The 16,716-nt window shown below is 65.9% G+C and carries 11 protein-coding genes; 10 read left to right on the top strand and 1 reads right to left on the bottom strand.

The features are described from left to right. Nucleotides 1-15 precede the first annotated feature (15 nt). From KAK11_RS07045 to KAK11_RS07000, 10 genes are all read left to right on the top strand, one after another. Nucleotides 16-1,065 (top strand): cell division protein ZipA C-terminal FtsZ-binding domain-containing protein, encoded by a 1,050-nt coding sequence (locus KAK11_RS07045; protein WP_210807622.1) that lies wholly within the window; start codon nucleotides 16-18, stop codon nucleotides 1,063-1,065. Nucleotides 1,066-1,233: 168 nt separating this feature from the next. Next, the gene (locus KAK11_RS07040; RefSeq protein WP_210807620.1) at nucleotides 1,234-3,171 is read left to right on the top strand and encodes a M48 family metallopeptidase; all 1,938 of its coding nucleotides are present in this window, start codon (nucleotides 1,234-1,236) and stop codon (nucleotides 3,169-3,171) included. Nucleotides 3,172-3,209: 38 nt separating this feature from the next. After that, the gene (gene ligA / locus KAK11_RS07035; RefSeq protein ID WP_210807618.1) at nucleotides 3,210-5,351 is read left to right on the top strand and encodes an NAD-dependent DNA ligase LigA; all 2,142 of its coding nucleotides are present in this window, start codon (nucleotides 3,210-3,212) and stop codon (nucleotides 5,349-5,351) included. Between the two features lie 815 nt (nucleotides 5,352-6,166). Next, nucleotides 6,167-9,583 (top strand): error-prone DNA polymerase, encoded by a 3,417-nt coding sequence (locus tag KAK11_RS07030; protein WP_210807616.1) that lies wholly within the window; start codon nucleotides 6,167-6,169, stop codon nucleotides 9,581-9,583. Nucleotides 9,584-9,695: 112 nt separating this feature from the next. Further along, nucleotides 9,696-11,063, top strand: coding sequence for an acyl-CoA thioester hydrolase/BAAT C-terminal domain-containing protein (locus tag KAK11_RS07025; protein ID WP_210807614.1), 1,368 nt, complete (start codon nucleotides 9,696-9,698; stop codon nucleotides 11,061-11,063). A 94-nt stretch (nucleotides 11,064-11,157) separates the two neighbouring features. Next, nucleotides 11,158-11,544: a VOC family protein gene (locus KAK11_RS07020; protein WP_210807612.1), complete on the top strand. Its 387-nt coding sequence runs from the start codon at nucleotides 11,158-11,160 to the stop codon at nucleotides 11,542-11,544. Between the two features lie 30 nt (nucleotides 11,545-11,574). Then, nucleotides 11,575-12,465, top strand: coding sequence for an amidohydrolase family protein (locus KAK11_RS07015; RefSeq protein WP_210807610.1), 891 nt, complete (start codon nucleotides 11,575-11,577; stop codon nucleotides 12,463-12,465). A gap of 40 nt (nucleotides 12,466-12,505) precedes the next feature. Further along, nucleotides 12,506-13,231, top strand: a complete 726-nt coding sequence (ypfH, locus tag KAK11_RS07010; RefSeq protein WP_210807607.1) for an esterase — start codon at nucleotides 12,506-12,508, stop codon at nucleotides 13,229-13,231. An 11-nt stretch (nucleotides 13,232-13,242) separates the two neighbouring features. Continuing rightward, nucleotides 13,243-14,028, top strand: a complete 786-nt coding sequence (yaaA, locus tag KAK11_RS07005) for a peroxide stress protein YaaA (protein ID WP_210807605.1) — start codon at nucleotides 13,243-13,245, stop codon at nucleotides 14,026-14,028. 20 nt (nucleotides 14,029-14,048) lie between these two features. Further along, nucleotides 14,049-14,978: a 2OG-Fe(II) oxygenase gene (locus KAK11_RS07000; protein ID WP_375140667.1), complete on the top strand. Its 930-nt coding sequence runs from the start codon at nucleotides 14,049-14,051 to the stop codon at nucleotides 14,976-14,978. A gap of 114 nt (nucleotides 14,979-15,092) precedes the next feature. Here the strand turns inward: KAK11_RS07000 and KAK11_RS06995 are convergent, their stop codons facing one another. Continuing rightward, a complete protein-coding gene (locus KAK11_RS06995) occupies nucleotides 15,093-16,604 on the bottom strand; it encodes a DEAD/DEAH box helicase (protein ID WP_210807603.1) in 1,512 nt (503 codons plus the stop codon). Between the last annotated feature and the right edge of the window lie 112 nt (nucleotides 16,605-16,716).

Here is a 16,716-nt window from a genome sequence, read left to right as displayed (position 1 = left end):
ACTGACGAGATTGGCATGACCCTCACCGTCGCACTGGCCATGTTGGCTGGCTTGGTTCTTTTGGCTGTGGTGGTGCACAGCGCCTGGACCGCTCGAAAGAACGGGCCACGCCTGCCGCAACCTCAGACGGGCGAAGCGCCCCGCCTGGAGCCCACGCTCACGGGCTTGGGCGACGACGCAGCCTTGGAGCAGGCCGCCGCCTTGCCCGACCTGCCGCTGCGGCACATGGCCGTCACCCGGCGCGCTGCACGCATCGATGCGCTGATCGACGCCATTGCCACGCTGACCCCGGAGCACCCCATCAGCGGTGACATGGTCTTGACCCACCTGCCGCCCACCCGCCGTGCCGGTGGCAAGCCCTTCCACATTGAAGGCCTGAATGCCGAAACCGGCGAGTGGGAGTTCCCCAGGGCCGGCCAGCGCTATGGCGAGTTTCAAGCGGGCTTGCAAATGGCCAACCGCCTGGGCGCGGTCAACGAGATCGAGTACTCCGAGTTCGTGCAAAAGATCCAAGCCTTTGCCGACGCCATCGGCGCCGGTGCGGACTTCCCCGACATGCTGGATGTGGTGGCCCGCGCCCGCGAGCTGGATGCCTTTTCCAGCCAGCACGATGCCCAGCTAGGGGCGGTGCTGGTCTCCAACTCGGTGGCTTGGAGTGTGGGTTATATCCAGCAGTGCGCGGGCCGTCACGGCTTCGTCCCCGGCTCGGTGCCTGGCCGTTTGGTGATGCCCTCCGCTGAGGAAGGCGCGCCCCCGATGCTGGTCTTGAGCTTCGACCACAACGCCGCCCTGGCCGACGACCCTGGCCACGCCGCGCTGCGCGAGCTGACGCTAAGCCTCGACGTGCCCCAAACCCCCGAGAGCGCTGAGCCCTTTGCCGCTTGGCATGAGTCTGCCCGTCGCTTGGCTGATGACCTGGACGCCACCTTGGTGGACGACGAAGCCCAGCCCATCACCCTGCATGCCTTTGCCGCCATTGGCCAAGAGATGCAACGCCTCTACCGCGCATTGGAGTCGCGTGACTTGGCGGCGGGCAGCACGGCAGCACGGCGCTTGTTCAGCTGAGCGATACCCAGGCCCGTGCCCTTGGGGCTCGGCAAGCCCAGCCCCGACGTGATGGAAGTCGCGTGCCCTTCGTCCCACCGCGTTCCGCCTGAGAGACAAGGCCAGCATCTGATGCAATGATAGTGGGCTGCCCCTTTGAGTGGATGTGTTGGGGCGCGGGGCGTTGGGATGCGAGAGTCGAAGTTCAAACAATTGGTCACCGAGTACGACCACCGTGCGCGCCACGCGCCGGGTCGCTTCACGGCAGTGACGGCGCTGTGGGCCGTGCTGGGCCAGTTCGCCATCTTGGCCCTGCTGCTGTTGGCCATGGTGGGCTTGGCCTTTGCGGTCGGCCATTTGCTCAATGAGCCCTTTCAGTTCTCCGCCTTGCTGTGGGCGTTGGGCTTTGCGTCCTTGCTGTGGTCCACCTTGGCGGCCTTGTGGCTGCGGCAGCAGCCCTTGCCCGGCCGGGTATTGAAGCGCAGCGATGCCCCCAAGCTGTTTGACCTGATCGACAAGGTCCATCAACGCTGCCATGTGCCCAGCCCTGATGTGGTGGTGCTGGACACCGAGCTCAACGCTGCCATCTTGCAGCAGCCTCGCCTGGGTTTGCTGGGCTGGCACCGCAATGTGCTGGTGCTGGGCCTGCCCCTGCTGATGGCCTTGGATGTGAAGCAGCTTGCCGCGGTGGTGGCCCACGAGTGCGGCCACTTGCGTGGCAGCCACGGCAAGCTGGGCGCTTGGATCTATCGCACCCGCCGCAGCTGGTTCCGGCTGGCGGAGTCTCGGGCGGATGCCGGTGGCGGCATGTGGCTGGGCGATGCAGCTCTGCAACTGTTTTTCGAGGTGTTCTTCCCCCGCTTCAATGCACGGGCTTTTGTGCTGTCGCGCCAGCAAGAGGTGGAGGCCGATGTGCTGGCCCGCGTCGCGATGGGCCCCAAGCCGGTGGCCGAAGGCCTGATGATCATGGCGGTGCAGCAGCGCTATCTGGATGAGGTCTTCTGGCCCCGCATGTTGCGCCCCGCGCACACCGAGCCCGTGCCTACCGGCCGCCCCTTCCGGGACATGCGGCTGCAGATGCGCGAGGCCTTTGTACACCCCAAGGCCGAGCACTGGCTGCGTGATGCTTTGCGCCGCGTGCCCGCCCCGGGCGACACCCACCCCTCGCTGCGCGAGCGTATCCAAGCCACCGAAGCCCCGCCCTTGTTGCCGGCCCGGCCGCTGCACTGTGCCGCAGACGCCCTGTGTGCCAAGGCCTTGCCCAAGTGGCTGCATTGGGCGGATGAGCAATGGCGCAAGGATGTCGAGATCACCTGGGCCACCCGCTACCGCCTGGCTCGCCGAGATGCCGCCTTGCTGCAAGACCTGGCCCAAGAAGAGGCCCATGGCCCAGGATTGGCTCCCCCGGATCTGCTGCTGTGGGCACGCACCGCTTGGCGCCTGGAGGGCCGCGGGTCTGCGCGCCTGCCGCTGGAGCGGCTGTTGCGCCAGCATCCCCAAGAAGGCGAGCCCCGTTACCTGATGGCTTGCCTGGAGCTGGATGAGGCCAGCGACCCCACCAGCCTTCAAAGCCGCACCGCCATGCGCGAATCGGGTTTGGCCCGGCTGGAAGCCTTGGCCCAGCAAGGCCATTCGGAATGGGCCGTGGCGGCGGCACGGCGCTTGGAAGAGGCCTACGAGGCCGGCGAAGACTTTGCGGCCCTGGCCGACTTGCGCTCGGTGCGCAAAGCGCTGGAAGCGCAGGACCAACAAGCCCTGGAAGCCTTGTACGAGTTTGGTGGCCGGGTGGAGCTGAGCGTGCCGGCGTTCAGCGCCCGAGTGATGCGCCCGATCCTGGATGTGCTGCGCCGCGAGCCAGCGGTCGGGCGCGCGTTTTTCTTGAAGCGCACGGTCAGCCAAGCTGCGGGCTGGTCCCTCTACCTGCTGGTGGTGGAGCGCAAGCCGGGCGTGCCGCAGCCCGACCCCCAGCACTGGTGGCAAGCCCTGGACGAGCAGATTGACATGCCCCTGCGCCTGATGGTGGTGGACCTGGAGCACCCCCACTGGGCCAGCCCGGCGCGCCAGCCGCTGGTGGAGCACCTCAAGCGCATTGAGGGAGCCTGCATCTACAGCGGCCGCAGCCTCTGATTCCATTTCTAAATCATCCGCGCCTCTACACTGGGCGGATGTCTGACCTGTTTTCTACCCACGCGCCCCCAGAGGCCCAGCAGCGTGCCGCAGAGCTGCGCGCTCAACTGCAGCATCACGCCCACCAGTACTATGTGCTGGACGCGCCCAGCATCCCCGACGCCGAGTACGACCGCCTCTTCCAAGCCCTGCAAGCGCTGGAGGCGCAGTACCCCGAGCTGCTGACTCCCGACTCGCCGACCCAGCGCGTCATCGGCAAGGTGCTGGAGGGTTTTGCCAGCGTGCGCCATGCGGTGCCCATGCTCAGCATCCGCACCGAAACCGACACCACGGCGGGCGGTGCCCAGGCTTTTGACGCCCGCGTGCGGCGAGAGCTGGCGCTGGCTGAAGGTGAGCCCAGCCCCGCCTATGCAGCCGAGCTGAAGTTCGACGGCCTGGCGCTTAACTTGCGTTACGAGCACGGCGTGCTGGTCCAAGCCGCCACGCGGGGTGACGGCGAAAGCGGCGAAGACGTGACCCAAAACATCCGCACCATCGGCCAGATCCCTCTTCGGCTCAAAGGCTGCGAGGCGACGGTGCTGGAAGTGCGCGGCGAGGTCTATATGCGCCGCGACGACTTCGAGGCCTTGAACGAGCGCCAGCGCGGCCTGATTGCCGCAGGCGCCAAGAACGAAAAGACCTTTGTGAACCCGCGCAATGCGGCTGCTGGCGCGGTGCGTCAGTTGGACCCGGCCATTGCCGCCAAGCGCCCGCTGAGCTTTTATGCCTACGGCCTGGGCGAGGTGCAGGGCTGGGCCGTGCCGCCAACCCACAGCGGCCTGCTGGATGCCTTGGCCGCACTGGGCTTGCCGGTGTGCGAACACCGCACCGTGGCGGCCAGTGCGGATGAACTGGTGGCCTTCCACACCCGCATGGGCCAGCAGCGCGATGCGCTGCCCTTTGACATCGACGGCGTGGTCTACAAGGTCAACGAGCGGGCGCTGCAAGAGCGCCTGGGCTTTGTCAGCCGCGAGCCGCGCTGGGCTGTGGCCCACAAATACCCAGCCCAAGAGCAGATGACGCGCCTGCTCGACATCGACATTCAGGTCGGCCGCACCGGCAAGCTCACCCCGGTGGCCAAGCTGGAGCCGGTGTTTGTGGGCGGCACCACCGTCAGCAACGCCACGCTGCACAACGAAGACGAAGCCCGCCGCAAAGACGTGCGCGTGGGCGACACGGTGATCGTGCGCCGCGCGGGCGATGTGATCCCCGAAGTGGTGGGCGTGGTGCTGGAGAAGCGCCCGGCCGAAGTGGGCGACGCCTTCGACCTCTACAAGCGCTTGAGCGGCCAATGCCCCGTCTGCGCCAGCCCCATTGCGCGGGAGGAGGGCGAGGCTGATTGGCGCTGCACCGGTGGCATCACCTGCCCCGCCCAACGCAAACAAGCCCTGCTGCACTTTGCAGGCCGCCGCGCCATGGACATCGAAGGTCTGGGCGACAAGCTGGTGGACCAATTGGTGGATGCCGGCATCGTGCGTACCTTGCCCGACCTCTACAAACTGGGGTTTGTGCACTTGGCCACGCTGGAGCGCATGGGCGAGAAAAGTGCCAACAACCTGGTGGCCGCCATCGAGGCCAGCAAACAAACCACGCTGGGTCGGTTCTTGTTTTCGCTCGGTATCCGCCACGTGGGCGAGACCACCGCCAAAGACACGGCCAAGCACTTTGGCGACATCACCCGCATCATGGACGCCCGCTTGGAAGAACTGCTCGAAGTGCCCGACGTCGGCCCCGTGGTGGCCGCCAGCCTGCGCCAGTTCTTTGACCAGCCCCATCACCGCGAAGTGGTCGAGCAACTCGTCGCCTGCGGTGTCACCTGGCCCGCCATCGAGCCGCAAGCCAGCGACGCCCCCCGGCCTCTGCTGGGCAAGACCCTGGTGCTGACCGGCACCCTGCCCACGCTCAGCCGCGACGAGGCCAAGGCCTTGATCGAAGCGGCGGGCGGCAAGGTCAGCGGTTCGGTCTCCAAAAAGACCAGCTATGTGGTGGCCGGTGAAGAAGCCGGCTCCAAGCTGGACAAAGCCCGCGAGTTGGGTATTGCTGTGTTGGACGAAGCTGGCCTGCAAGCCTTGCTGGCACAGGGCGCAGCAGGGGGTGAGGGTGGCGTCGAGGGCGGCGGTGATGCTGTTGTCAGCGGCTGAGCGGGACAGCATGCCCTGACATCCCCCCAAAGCTGATGATGTTTGAGACTCCATACTGGGTAGTCTGGTAGCCGACGACCATGACACTGGTCATAATCAGATGCAAGAGCAGGAATTAGTCATTGCTTCCTGGTCGAAATTGAAGCACTGCTTGTCGCTGGATATCCTTGGCTCGCTCCCCTCGGTTTCCAGGCAAACCGTTGACGTCGAAGTTGAGGTGCTTCATGTCTGCACTCCAGCACTACCTTGAGCCGAGCATGAACCTAAAGCATCTTTCATTCTTCTCGCTAGTCTTTGCGATCGGTGGCTGTGCGACACCAGGCCCGTATGCTGAAGTGACGGGAGAACGCCTCATTGGATCTGATTTGAATGAGGTGCCAGTCCGAATAGTTGGGGTCAATGGAAGGCTAGACACATCTGGCAGTTCCAGCGTCAGGATTGATCCTGGTAGCAATTTGCTTCTTGTTCAAACGACAAGGAAAGCAGTTCGGCGACCGAGCCCCGATGCGATGCTGCCTCTCAACGCGAAGGGATGCATGCGGTACTACGTAGTTGCGGTACACGAGTCATCGGTGACCGTTGAACCTTGGTCGCTTGAAATTAAAAAAGTTGAGCCCATTGACGAATGCTTAGCAAAGTATCCACCGGGTTTGGCCCCCAAGCAGTAAGCCCTGACGAGATCATTCACCAAACCCTTTCAACCTGACCTGCTCGGCTTTTCGAACCAGTTGTTCCGTAAGAAAGCTCGTTGGTGTTGACCCTGTTCCAAGAACAGAGTGAGATAGGCATGAATACTGTATAAAAATACAGTATTCATGCCCGCTCCCTACGCCGAACTCCACTGCCGCAGCAATTTCAGCTTTCTGGCGGGTGCCTCGCACCCGCAGGAGCTGGTGGCGCGCGCGCAAGGCTTGGGCTATGCCGCGCTGGCGCTGACGGACGAGGGCAGCCTGGGTGGGGTGGTGCGGGCCCATGAAGAGGCCAAGCAGCGCGGGCTGCATCTGGTGGTGGGGGCGCGCATGAGCTTGCTGGCGGCAGCAGCCCCCAAAGGCGGCACAGCGGGGGAGGAGGGCGACGCTGCACCGTGGGCGCGGCTGGTGGTGCTGGTGCAAGAGCGGCGCGGCTATGGCAACTTGGCGCAGTGGATCACGGTGGCGCGGCGCCGTGCGCCCAAGGGGCAGTACTTTGCGTATGGCAGTGACCTGGAGGGCAAGGTGCCGCATTTGCCGCATCTGGCTGGGCTGCCCGGTTGCTTGGCCCTGCTGGTGGTGGAGGTGGGGCCCGGCACCGGCACCGCCCGGCCGCAGCTGCCGAGTTTTGAGGCCGTGTTTGCGCGGGCGCTGTGGCTCAAAACCTGGCTGGGCGACAGGGCGGCGCTGACGGTGGCCAGCACCTTGGGGCCTTGGGACGAGGAGCTGCTGGATTTAACGCAAAAAGTGAGCCAAGCCAGTGGCTTGCCGTGGCTGCCCAGTGGCGATGTGCTGATGCACAGCCGGGCCCGCAAGCCGCTGCAAGATGTGCTGACGGCGACCCGCCTGAACACCACGGTGGCCGCAGCAGGCTGGGCCTTGCAGGCCAATGCCGAGCAGCATTTGCGCAGCCGCCAGCGCTTGGCCGAGCTGTGGCCACCAGACGCCCTGGCGCGCACTGTGGCCTGGGCTGGGCGCTGCGCGTTTTCTCTGGACGAGTTGCGCTATGAATATCCGCAAGAGCTGGTGCCCGAGGGCCACACCCCCACCACCTGGCTGCGGGCGTTGACGGAAGACGGCGTGCGCCGCCGCTTCAGCCAGGGCGAGCCGCCCAAGGTGCGGGCGCAAATTGAGCATGAGCTGGGCTTGATTGCGCAACTGCGCTATGAGCCCTATTTTTTGACCGTGGCTGACATCGTGCACTGGGCGCGCGCCCAAGGCATCTTGTGCCAGGGGCGGGGCAGCGCGGCCAACTCGGTGGTGTGCTTTTGCTTGGGCGTCACCGAGGTGGACCCGGCGCGCATGAGCCTGCTGTTCGAGCGCTTCATCAGTGCCGAGCGCAATGAGCCGCCGGACATTGATGTGGACTTTGAGCACCAGCGCCGCGAAGAGGTCATTCAGTACATCTATCGCAAATACGGCCGCCACCGTGCGGCGCTGACGGGCGTGGTCATCACCTATCGCACGCGCTCGGCGCTGCGCGATGTGGGACGGGCGCTGGGCTTTGACTTGGACCGCATCGACGCGGTGTCGCGCCAGCAGCATGGCATGGTCAGTGGGGTGTTTTCGGCCCAGCGCTTGGCCGAGCATGGCTTTGATGCGGACGCGCCCTTGGTGCACCTGTGGGTGGAGTTGACCCAGCAGCTCAAGGGCTTTCCGCGCCATCTCAGCCAGCACCCCGGTGGGTTTGTGATTGCCAAGGACGACATCGCCCGCCTGGTGCCGGTGGAGAACGCGGCCATGGCCGGGCGCACCGTGATCGAGTGGGACAAAGACGACCTGGATGCGCTGGGCCTGATCAAGGTGGACATCTTGGCGCTGGGCATGTTGAGCGCCATTCGCCGTGGCCTGGACCTGCTGGTGCTCAAAGAGCCCCTGCGCTGGGGCCCGCTATGCCAGCGCAGCGCGCCGGACCGCCCCGACACGCCGCAGGTGCCCCACGCTTTGCCCATGAGTGCCCTGCCTGCGGACGACCCGGCGGTGTACGACATGCTGTGCCGGGGGGAGTCCACCGGGGTCTTTCAGGTGGAGAGCCGGGCGCAGATGAGCATGCTGCCGCGCCTGCAGCCCCGCAAGTTTTACGACCTGGTGATCGAGGTCGCCATCGTGCGGCCCGGGCCCATCCAGGGCGGCATGGTCCACCCCTATCTGAAGCGCCGCAGCGGCGAAGAGCCGGTGAGCTACCCCAGCGACGAGGTCAAGCAGGCCCTCGACCGCACGCTGGGCGTGCCCATCTTCCAAGAGCAGGTGATGCAGTTGGCCATTTTGGCGGCCGACTTCACCCCCGGCGAGGCCGATGCGCTGCGGCGCGGCATGGCCGCCTGGAAGCGCAAGGGCGGGCTGGAGCCTTTTCACGAGAAGCTGGTGGGCCGCATGGTGGCCAAGGGCTATGAGCGCGAGTACGCCGAGGCCATCTTCCGGCAGATCCAGGGCTTTGGTGAATACGGCTTCCCAGAAAGCCATGCGGCCAGCTTTGCGCTCTTGGTCTATGTCAGCGCCTGGCTCAAACACCATCACCCCGACATTTTTCTGGCCGCCTTGCTCAACAGCCAGCCCATGGGTTTTTATGCCCCGGCCCAACTGGTGCGCGACGCCCGCGCCAACGGTGTTGAGGTGCGGCCGGTGGATGTGGGCCAGAGTGACTGGGAGACCACGCTGGAGCCGCGCCCCGAACAGCCTGCCGCCCACGCCGCTCACGCCAGGCACACCGTTCGCCCTGAGCCTGTCGAAGGGGCGTCCACTGCCTCCCGCTCTGTTCGCCCTGAGCTTGTCGAAGGGTCTATAGCCCGCTCCTCCCCCGCCTTGCGCGCGGTGCGCCTGGGCCTGCATCAGGTCTCGGGCCTGCCCGAGGCAGCCGTGCAGCGCCTGGTGGCGGCGCGGCGCGGCCAAGGCCCCTTCAAGGACGTGGCCGACCTGGCCCACCGGGCCGAGTTGGACGCCCGCAGCCTGCAAATGCTGGCCGAGGCCAATGCCCTGCACACCTTGGCGGGCCACCGCCGCCAAGCGGCCTGGGCGGTGACGGGCCTTGACACCCGGCCACCGCCTTTGCTGGCCGAAGCGCAAGCCCGCAGCAGCGCCTCCGTGAGCAGCGCGGAAGAGCCCGCCGCCACCTTGCAGCCCCTGAGCCAAGGCGAAGCCCTGCTGGCCGACTATCGCCGCACCGGCCTGTCGCTGGACAGCCACCCGCTGGCCCTGCTGCGCCCGCAATTGCAGGCCTTCCGAGTGCTGCCCGCCGACACCTTGCGAGACTGCCGCCCCGGCCAGTTGGTGCGCGCCAGCGGCTTGGTCACCCACCGCCAGCGCCCGGCCACCGCCAAGGGCGTGGTGTTTGCGACCCTGGAAGACGACACCGGCACCGTCAACGTCATCGTCTGGCCCCAAGTGGCCGAGGCCCATCGCCGTACCTTGCTGACCGCACGCCTGCTGACCGTCTACGGCATCTGGCAAACCGACGGCGTGGTCACCCACCTCATCGCCCGCCGCTTGGTGGACCACAGCCACTTGCTGCAGGGCTTGCAGCAGCGCAGCAGGGACTTCCGTTGACCCGGACGGCTGTCGATTCGTCGCCACCGCTGTCCATTGGTCGCATGCTGCCCTTGCAGGGTGAGCGCGCTCTCTAGCATCCGCGCCATTCCTCAACGACTTGGAGATTCTCATGGCCTTATCCCTCACCTCCGGTGTTCAACTGGGCTTGGCTGGCGCGCTGTTGTCGGCCTCTGCGGTGCTGGCGCAGTCGATTCAGTTCAGCCCCTCCGACCGGGTGCTGGCCGGGGAGCCGTTTGCAGTGGTGGTCGAGGGCTTGCCGCCCGGTGACGAGGTGACGGTGCAAGCGCGCCGCATGGCGCCCGATTTCACCGGCCAGGTCAAGCCCTATCAGGCGCAGGCGGTGTTCAAGGTCTCGCCCCAAGGGCAGGTGCAGCTGGCCGAGCAGGCGCCGCTGTCGGGCAGCTATGAGGGCGTGGATGGCCGGGGCTTGCTGTGGGCCATGAAGCTCCAAGCTGGGCCAGTAGAAGCCGGGCGCACGCCGGCGCAGACCGAGTACACCGTGCTGCACCAGGGCCGCACCGTGGCCAGTGGCGTGCTGCATCTGCTGCGCAGCCTGCCGGACGTACAGGAGCGGGCGGTGCCCAGCTTTGAAGGCGCCAAGCTGGCCGTCATGCCCGGGTCCACGCGGCGGCCTGCCTTGATTTTGCTGGGCGGCTCAGAGGGCGGCTCGCTGGTCACCCGCGATGCGGCGGTCTGGGCCTCGCGGGGCTATGCGGTCTTGGCCTTGCCCTACTACTCACCCGTGGGCTGGGGGCCGCAAGGCCCGACGCCGTCCGAGCTGCCCAGCCTGCCCGCCAGCTTTGCCAACATCCCGCTGGAGCGGCTGCAAACCGCCCGCGATTGGCTGGTGCAGCAGCCCGAGGTGGACGGCCAGCGCATCGGCGTGATGGGCACCTCCAAGGGGGCTGAGTTCGCGCTCTTGGCGGCGGTGCGCATGCCCTGGATCAAGGCGGTGGCCGCCATCGTGCCCACCGATGTGGTCTGGGAGGGCTGGGGGCCCGGCGTGGCCGAGGGCCGCAGCGCCTCGTTTGCGTGGCAGGGCCAGAGCTTGCCCTTTGTGCCTTACCAAGGGTTTCAGCAGGAGTTCGCGGGCTTTGCCACCGGCCAAGCGGTGCGCATTCGCCGCCCGCATGACCAAGGCCGTGCAGCCCATGCCGATCGGGTGGAGGCTGCGCGCATTCCGGTCGAGAAGATTGCCGCACCGGTGTTCTTGGCCGGGGCCGGGGACGACCAGATTTGGGCCTCCGGGGCGATGACGGAAGCGCTGACACAGGCGCGCCAAAAGGCCGGCCTGCCCACCGTGAGCTTGGTGTTCCCGCAGGCCGGGCATTTCTTGGGCGGCACGGGCACCTCGTCGACCCAGCATTACAACGACGGCCCCATGAAGAGCGGCGGCACCCCTGCTGCCACGGCCCAAGCCCAGGCCCAGACCTTTGAAGCACTGAAGCGCTTCTGGAAAACCACGCTGGATCAGTGAGCCGGGGCGCTGCCTTGCTGGACCAACCACGATGGCTTGCAAGCCGATATGCTTTGCCCCATCAGCAACACCCGCCCCACCCCGGAGTACGCCCATGGAACTCAGCGCAGCCCGACTGTTCGTTCGCGATCTTGCGCAGGCGCAGCATTTCTATGGCACCTTGCTCGGCCTTCCCCTGCAGGCGGGCGGTACAGAGCTTGGTTTCTGCGTGTTTGGGCCGAGCAGCGTGCAACTTGTGGTGGAGCCTGTGCCCCTCGACGCACCGCCCGAAGAGCAAGCCTTGGTCGGTCGCTTCTCGGGGCTGTCGTTTGCGGTGACCTCCATCGCGGATGAATACACCCGGCTGCAAGCCTGCGGCGTGACCTTCACCGGTGCGCCAGAGGTCCAGCATTGGGGCGGCGTGTTGGCCACGCTCAAGGACCCTTCGGGCAATCAAGTTCAACTGGTTCAGCGGCCAAAGCCAGCCCAGGACCTTGCTTGATGCGGCCCCTGCCGTCCGCCATACTGCCGCATGACTGATCTCTTCCAGCGCAGCCTGGGGGTGCTGCTGGCGCTGTGCGCAGCCACCGCGGTGGCTGCCGACTACGACGGCCCTTTGTTTGACGCCCACCTGCACTACAACGTCGAGGCCTGGGATGGCCGCAACGGGCCGCACCCGCCCGAGGATGTGCTGGGGCGCCTGCAGCGCAGCGGCGTGCGGGCGGCGCTGTCCAACTCACGGCCTAACGACGGCACCAAGCTGCTGGTGGCCAGCCCGCTCCTCCAGCAGACGCAGGTGCAGGTGGTGCCCTTCATCCGGCTCTACCGCAACCGGGCTGATTACGACACTTGGCACCACGACGAGAGCATTGTCCAGATGGTGCGCGCAGAGTTGGCCCAAGGCACGGCTGCGGGGCCGTATCGCGGCATTGGCGAGTTCCACCTCTATGACAGCGCCAACGCCAAAGGCCCCACAGCGCGCACCTTGATGGCGCTGGCCGAGGACAAAGGCCTGACGGTGTTGGCCCATGTGGATGATGCGGCCATCGACCTGCTGATGGCCGCCACCCCCAGCCAAGGCCAGAAGCTGTCGCTGATCTGGGCCCATACCGGCATTGGCGGCACGCCGCCCGAACGCGTGGCGGCCTTGCTGGAGCGCTACCCTGGCTTGAAGGGCGAACTGTCCTACCGGCCCGGCTTGGTCTGCGAGTCGGGCCAGCTCTGCCCCGCTTGGCGCGCACTGCTGCTGAAATACCCCGACCGTTTTTTGGTGGGCTCCGACACCTGGGTGGTGCAGCGCTGGCAGCACTACGAAGCGCTGATGCAGGCCTACCGGGTGTGGTTGGGGGGCTTACCCCGTGAGGTGGCCGAGCAGGTGGCTTGGCGCAATGCCCAGCGATTGTTCGGGTTGAGCAAGCCCTGAGCCCGGCAAGCCCCCTCGACAAGGGCGACAATCCGCCGCCATGAGTACCTCTATCCAAACCCTGCGCTGGGTGCCCGAGAGCGGCCAGCCTGAGCAACTGTTTGTGCTGCTGCACGGTGTGGGCGCCAATGCGGCAGACATGGGCCCGCTGGCCGAGCATTTGCGCCGTGAGTTCCCGCAGGCGGCTGTGCTGGCCTTTGACGGTTTTGAGCCCTTTGACGGCCTGCCGGCCGCCCAGGTGGGGGGCGCGCGGCAGTGGTTTTCCATCCAGGGCCAAACCGACGCCACTCGCGTGGCCCGTCTGGAGCCGGTGCTGCCCACGCTGCAGGCGGCCGTGCAGGCGGCGCAGCAGGCGGTGGGCTTGGGCCAACAGGCGACGTGCTTGGTGGGCTTTTCTCAGGGTGCCATCTTGGCGCTGGAGTTGGCCCAACGCTATGACGGCTTGGTCGGCCGGGTGTTGGCCTTTGCGGGCCGCTACGCCACCTTGCCAGAGGCCGCGCCCAAGCAAACCACGCTGCATTTCTTCCATGGGGGCCTGGACCCGGTCATTGAAGTGCAGCACGCGCGTGAGGCGATGCAGCGCTTGGCCGATGTGCAGGGCGATGCCACCATCGACATTGCCGAAGACGCGGGCCATGAGATCAACGGCGCTTTGCTGATGCGGGCGGTGTTCCGGCTGCGCAACCACATTCCGCATCGCTCTTGGCGGGCTGCGTTGGGCCAAGCACCAGACATGCCCTCTCAGGGGCTTGAGGCCCTGGACTGAGGCTGGTCGCGATGTTGTTCTTGCTCTCGCCAGCCAAGTCGCTGGACTATGAAACGCCGGTGGCGGCTGAGGTCGAAGCCCTGGCCACGCGGCCCGAGTTTGTAGCCGAGGCCAAAGTGCTGATCGACCTGCTGCGCCCGCAAACCCCGCTGCAGATTGCCAAGCTGATGGACTTGTCGGACGCGCTGGCGCAGCTGAATGTGGCCCGCTACGGCGCTTGGTCGACGCGCTTCACGCCGCACAACAGCAAGCCCGCCGCACTCGCCTTCAATGGCGATGTGTATGAAGGCCTGCAGGCGCAGAGCTTGTCGCTGCAAGACTTGGTCTGGGCGCAGCAGCATGTGGTCATCCTCTCGGGGCTGTATGGCGCCTTGAAGCCGCTCGACAGGCTGCAGCCCTATCGCCTGGAGATGGGCACCCGCCTGGCCAACCCTGCGGGCAGCGACCTCTATGCCTATTGGTCAGAGACCCTGAGCCCTTACCTCAACCGGCGCCAAGCCAAAGAGAAGGCCCCGGTCGTCATCAACCTGGCCTCGCAGGAATACTTCAAGGCCGTGAAGCGCAAGACGCTGAAGGCCCGCGTGGTGGAGTGCGTGTTTGAAGAGGGCAAGGGCGGCGAGTGGAAGATCGTCAGCTTTTTTGCCAAGCGAGCACGCGGCCTGATGGCCCGTTGGGCCATTCAGCATCGCATCGAGCGGCCCGAGGACTTGGCTGGTTTTGACGTCGAGGGTTATGCCTTCAGTGCCGCTCACAGCAGCCCAGACCGGATGGTGTTCCGGCGTGCCGCCCAGGCCTGAGTGCAAGCTGCTCTGCGAGAATGCCCGCCATGAGCAAACGACACCTTCCTCATAAGCAGCAGCGGCCCGTGGTGATGAAGCAGCAAGCTTCGCCCGAGCTGAAGGCCTGGATCATTGCCCAAGCACAAGCCGGGTGTCGCCCGGAAGATGTGCTCAAGGCCATGATGGACCGGGGTTGGCAAGAGGATGTGGCGGTAGCAGCGATGGAGGAGTCGCTGGCCGAGCATCTCAAGCAGCAGCAGGCTGCTTTGGCCGCGCAAGGCTTGGCGCCGGGGCAATTGCCCGTGGGCGACAAGCCTCTGCCAGGGCCTCTGCTGGAGGGCTCGCCCAGCCGCATCTGGGCCCACGATAAACATGTGGATGTTCTGCTGACCTTGCAGTTGCCGCGTGTGGTGGTGTTTGGGAATTTCTTGTCCGAGCAAGAGTGCGAGGAGATGAAGCGCTTGGCGGAAGTGCGCTTGGCCCGCTCAGAGACCGTGGTCAATGAAACCGGTGGCAGCGAGGTCAACGAGGCGCGCACCAGTGACGGCATGTTTTTTGAACGTGGTGAACACGAGGTCTGTGCCCGCATTGAAAAGCGCATTGAGGCCTTGCTGCGCTGGCCGGTGTCACATGGCGAAGGCTTGCAAGTGCTGCGCTATCGGCCTGGTGCCGAGTACAAGCCGCACTATGACTATTTCGACCCGGCGCAGCCCGGTGCCAAGACGATCTTGGCGCGTGGTGGGCAGCGCGTTGGCACCTTGGTGATGTACCTCAACTCGCCTGAAAAGGGCGGCTCGACCACCTTCCCAGATGTGGGCCTGGAAGTGGCTCCGGTGCGCGGCAATGCGGTGTTCTTCAGCTATGACCGGCCGGACCCAGCCACCCGCACTTTGCATGGTGGCGCGCCGGTGCTGGAGGGCGAAAAATGGGTCGCCACCAAATGGTTGCGAGAGGGCGTGTTTGTCTGACGCCTTAAGGGGCTGAATCAAGCCACAAGATGAAGGAGAAAAGGGGAGCCCAGGCTCCCCTTATTTCTTGAACAGGCGCTCGCCCATTCACCGCCGGCCTGCGGCGGCTCAGGCTCAGCGGCTTTGGCCGCCGCCATTGCTGCTGCCACCGCCGCCACGGCGTGAACCACCGCCGTTGCTGCCGCTGCGACCACCGGTATGGCCACCGCCTTGGCCACCGCGCGGCGCGCCAGAGCGCTGCCCGCCGCCATTGGGCCCGCGTCCGCCCGCAGGGGCACCGCTGCCTCCTGGTGCACGCCCTGCGGGGGCACCTGTGCGACCACCGCCGCCAACTTGGCCTTGAGGACGGCCACCGCCGGAGCCACCCCGACCGCCGCCGCCGCCACCGCTGGAGCGGCGTTGACCGCCACCACCGCCGCCACCGGCACCCACGCCAATGGTCATGCGACGACCCAACACAATCGGTTCAGCCTTCTCATTCGGGTCTGGCTCAAAGCCCGGCACCAATTCGCGCGGCAAGGTGCGTTTGATCAGCTTTTCAATGTCGCGCAAGAACAGGTTTTCGTCCACGCACACCAAAGAAACGGCTTCACCTTGAGCGCCGGCGCGGCCCGTGCGGCCAATGCGGTGCACATAGTCTTCTGGCACATTGGGCAGCTCAAAATTGACGACGTGCGGCAACTGGTCAATGTCAATGCCGCGAGCCGCAATGTCGGTGGCCACCAGCACGCGCAGATCGCCGCTCTTGAAATCGCTCAAGGCCTTGGTGCGAGCCCCTTGGCTCTTGTTGCCATGGATGGCCATGGCGGTCAGCTCTTCCTTGTTCAGGAACTCGGCCAAGCGGTTGGCGCCGTGCTTCATGCGGGTGAAGACCAGCACTTGGTGCCAGTCGCCCGAGCGGATCAGGTGGGCCAGCAGCTCCTTCTTGCGGTCACGACCCACCGGGTGGATCTTCTGCGCAATGGTGTCGGCCGTGGCATTGCGGCGGGCCACTTCGATCAGTTGAGGCTGGTTCAGCAAGCGGTCGGCCAAGGCCTTGATGTCATCGCTGAAGGTGGCCGAGAAGAGCAGGCTTTGCTTCTGGGCGGGCAGCACGGCCAGCACCTTCTTGATGTCATGCACAAAGCCCATGTCCAACATGCGGTCGGCTTCGTCCAGCACAAAGATTTGCACATGGCTCAGGTCCAGCGTGCCTTGGCCATGGTGGTCCAAGAGGCGGCCGGGCGTGGCCACCAGGATGTCCACACCTTTGCGCAGTTGGTTGATTTGCGGCTGCATGCCCACGCCACCGAACATGACCATGGAGGTCAGGGGCAGGTACTTGCCGTAGGTGCGCACGCTTTCTTCGACCTGGGCTGCCAGCTCGCGGGTGGGCGTCAGGATCAGGGCGCGGATGCAGACCTTGCCTTTGGCATCGCGCTGTTGGCCTTGAGCGGCCAGGCGGTGCAGCAAGGGCAATGTGAAGCCGGCGGTCTTGCCCGTGCCGGTTTGGGCACCGGCCATCAGGTCGCCGCCATTGAGCACGGCGGGAATGGCTTGTGCCTGGATGGGGGTGGGTTGGGTGTAGCCCTGCTCAAGCACAGCGCGCAGGATGGGCTCAGCCAAGCCGAGGGTATCGAAGGTCATCGAGGGATTTGGGAGTCTTCACCGGGACCGTTGCCTGCGCGCAAAGGCGCAGCACCAGCCGGAGGCCCGGAGGGGGAGGGCGGTGCGCCACTAGGCTTGCTAGGGGCAGACA

Origin of the sequence: Ideonella paludis (assembly GCF_018069865.1) — a bacterium.
Classification (GTDB): domain Bacteria; phylum Pseudomonadota; class Gammaproteobacteria; order Burkholderiales; family Burkholderiaceae_C; genus Ideonella; species Ideonella paludis.
The sequence above is the reverse complement of the archived record's forward strand: the minus strand, read 5'-3'. Positions and strand labels throughout refer to the sequence as shown.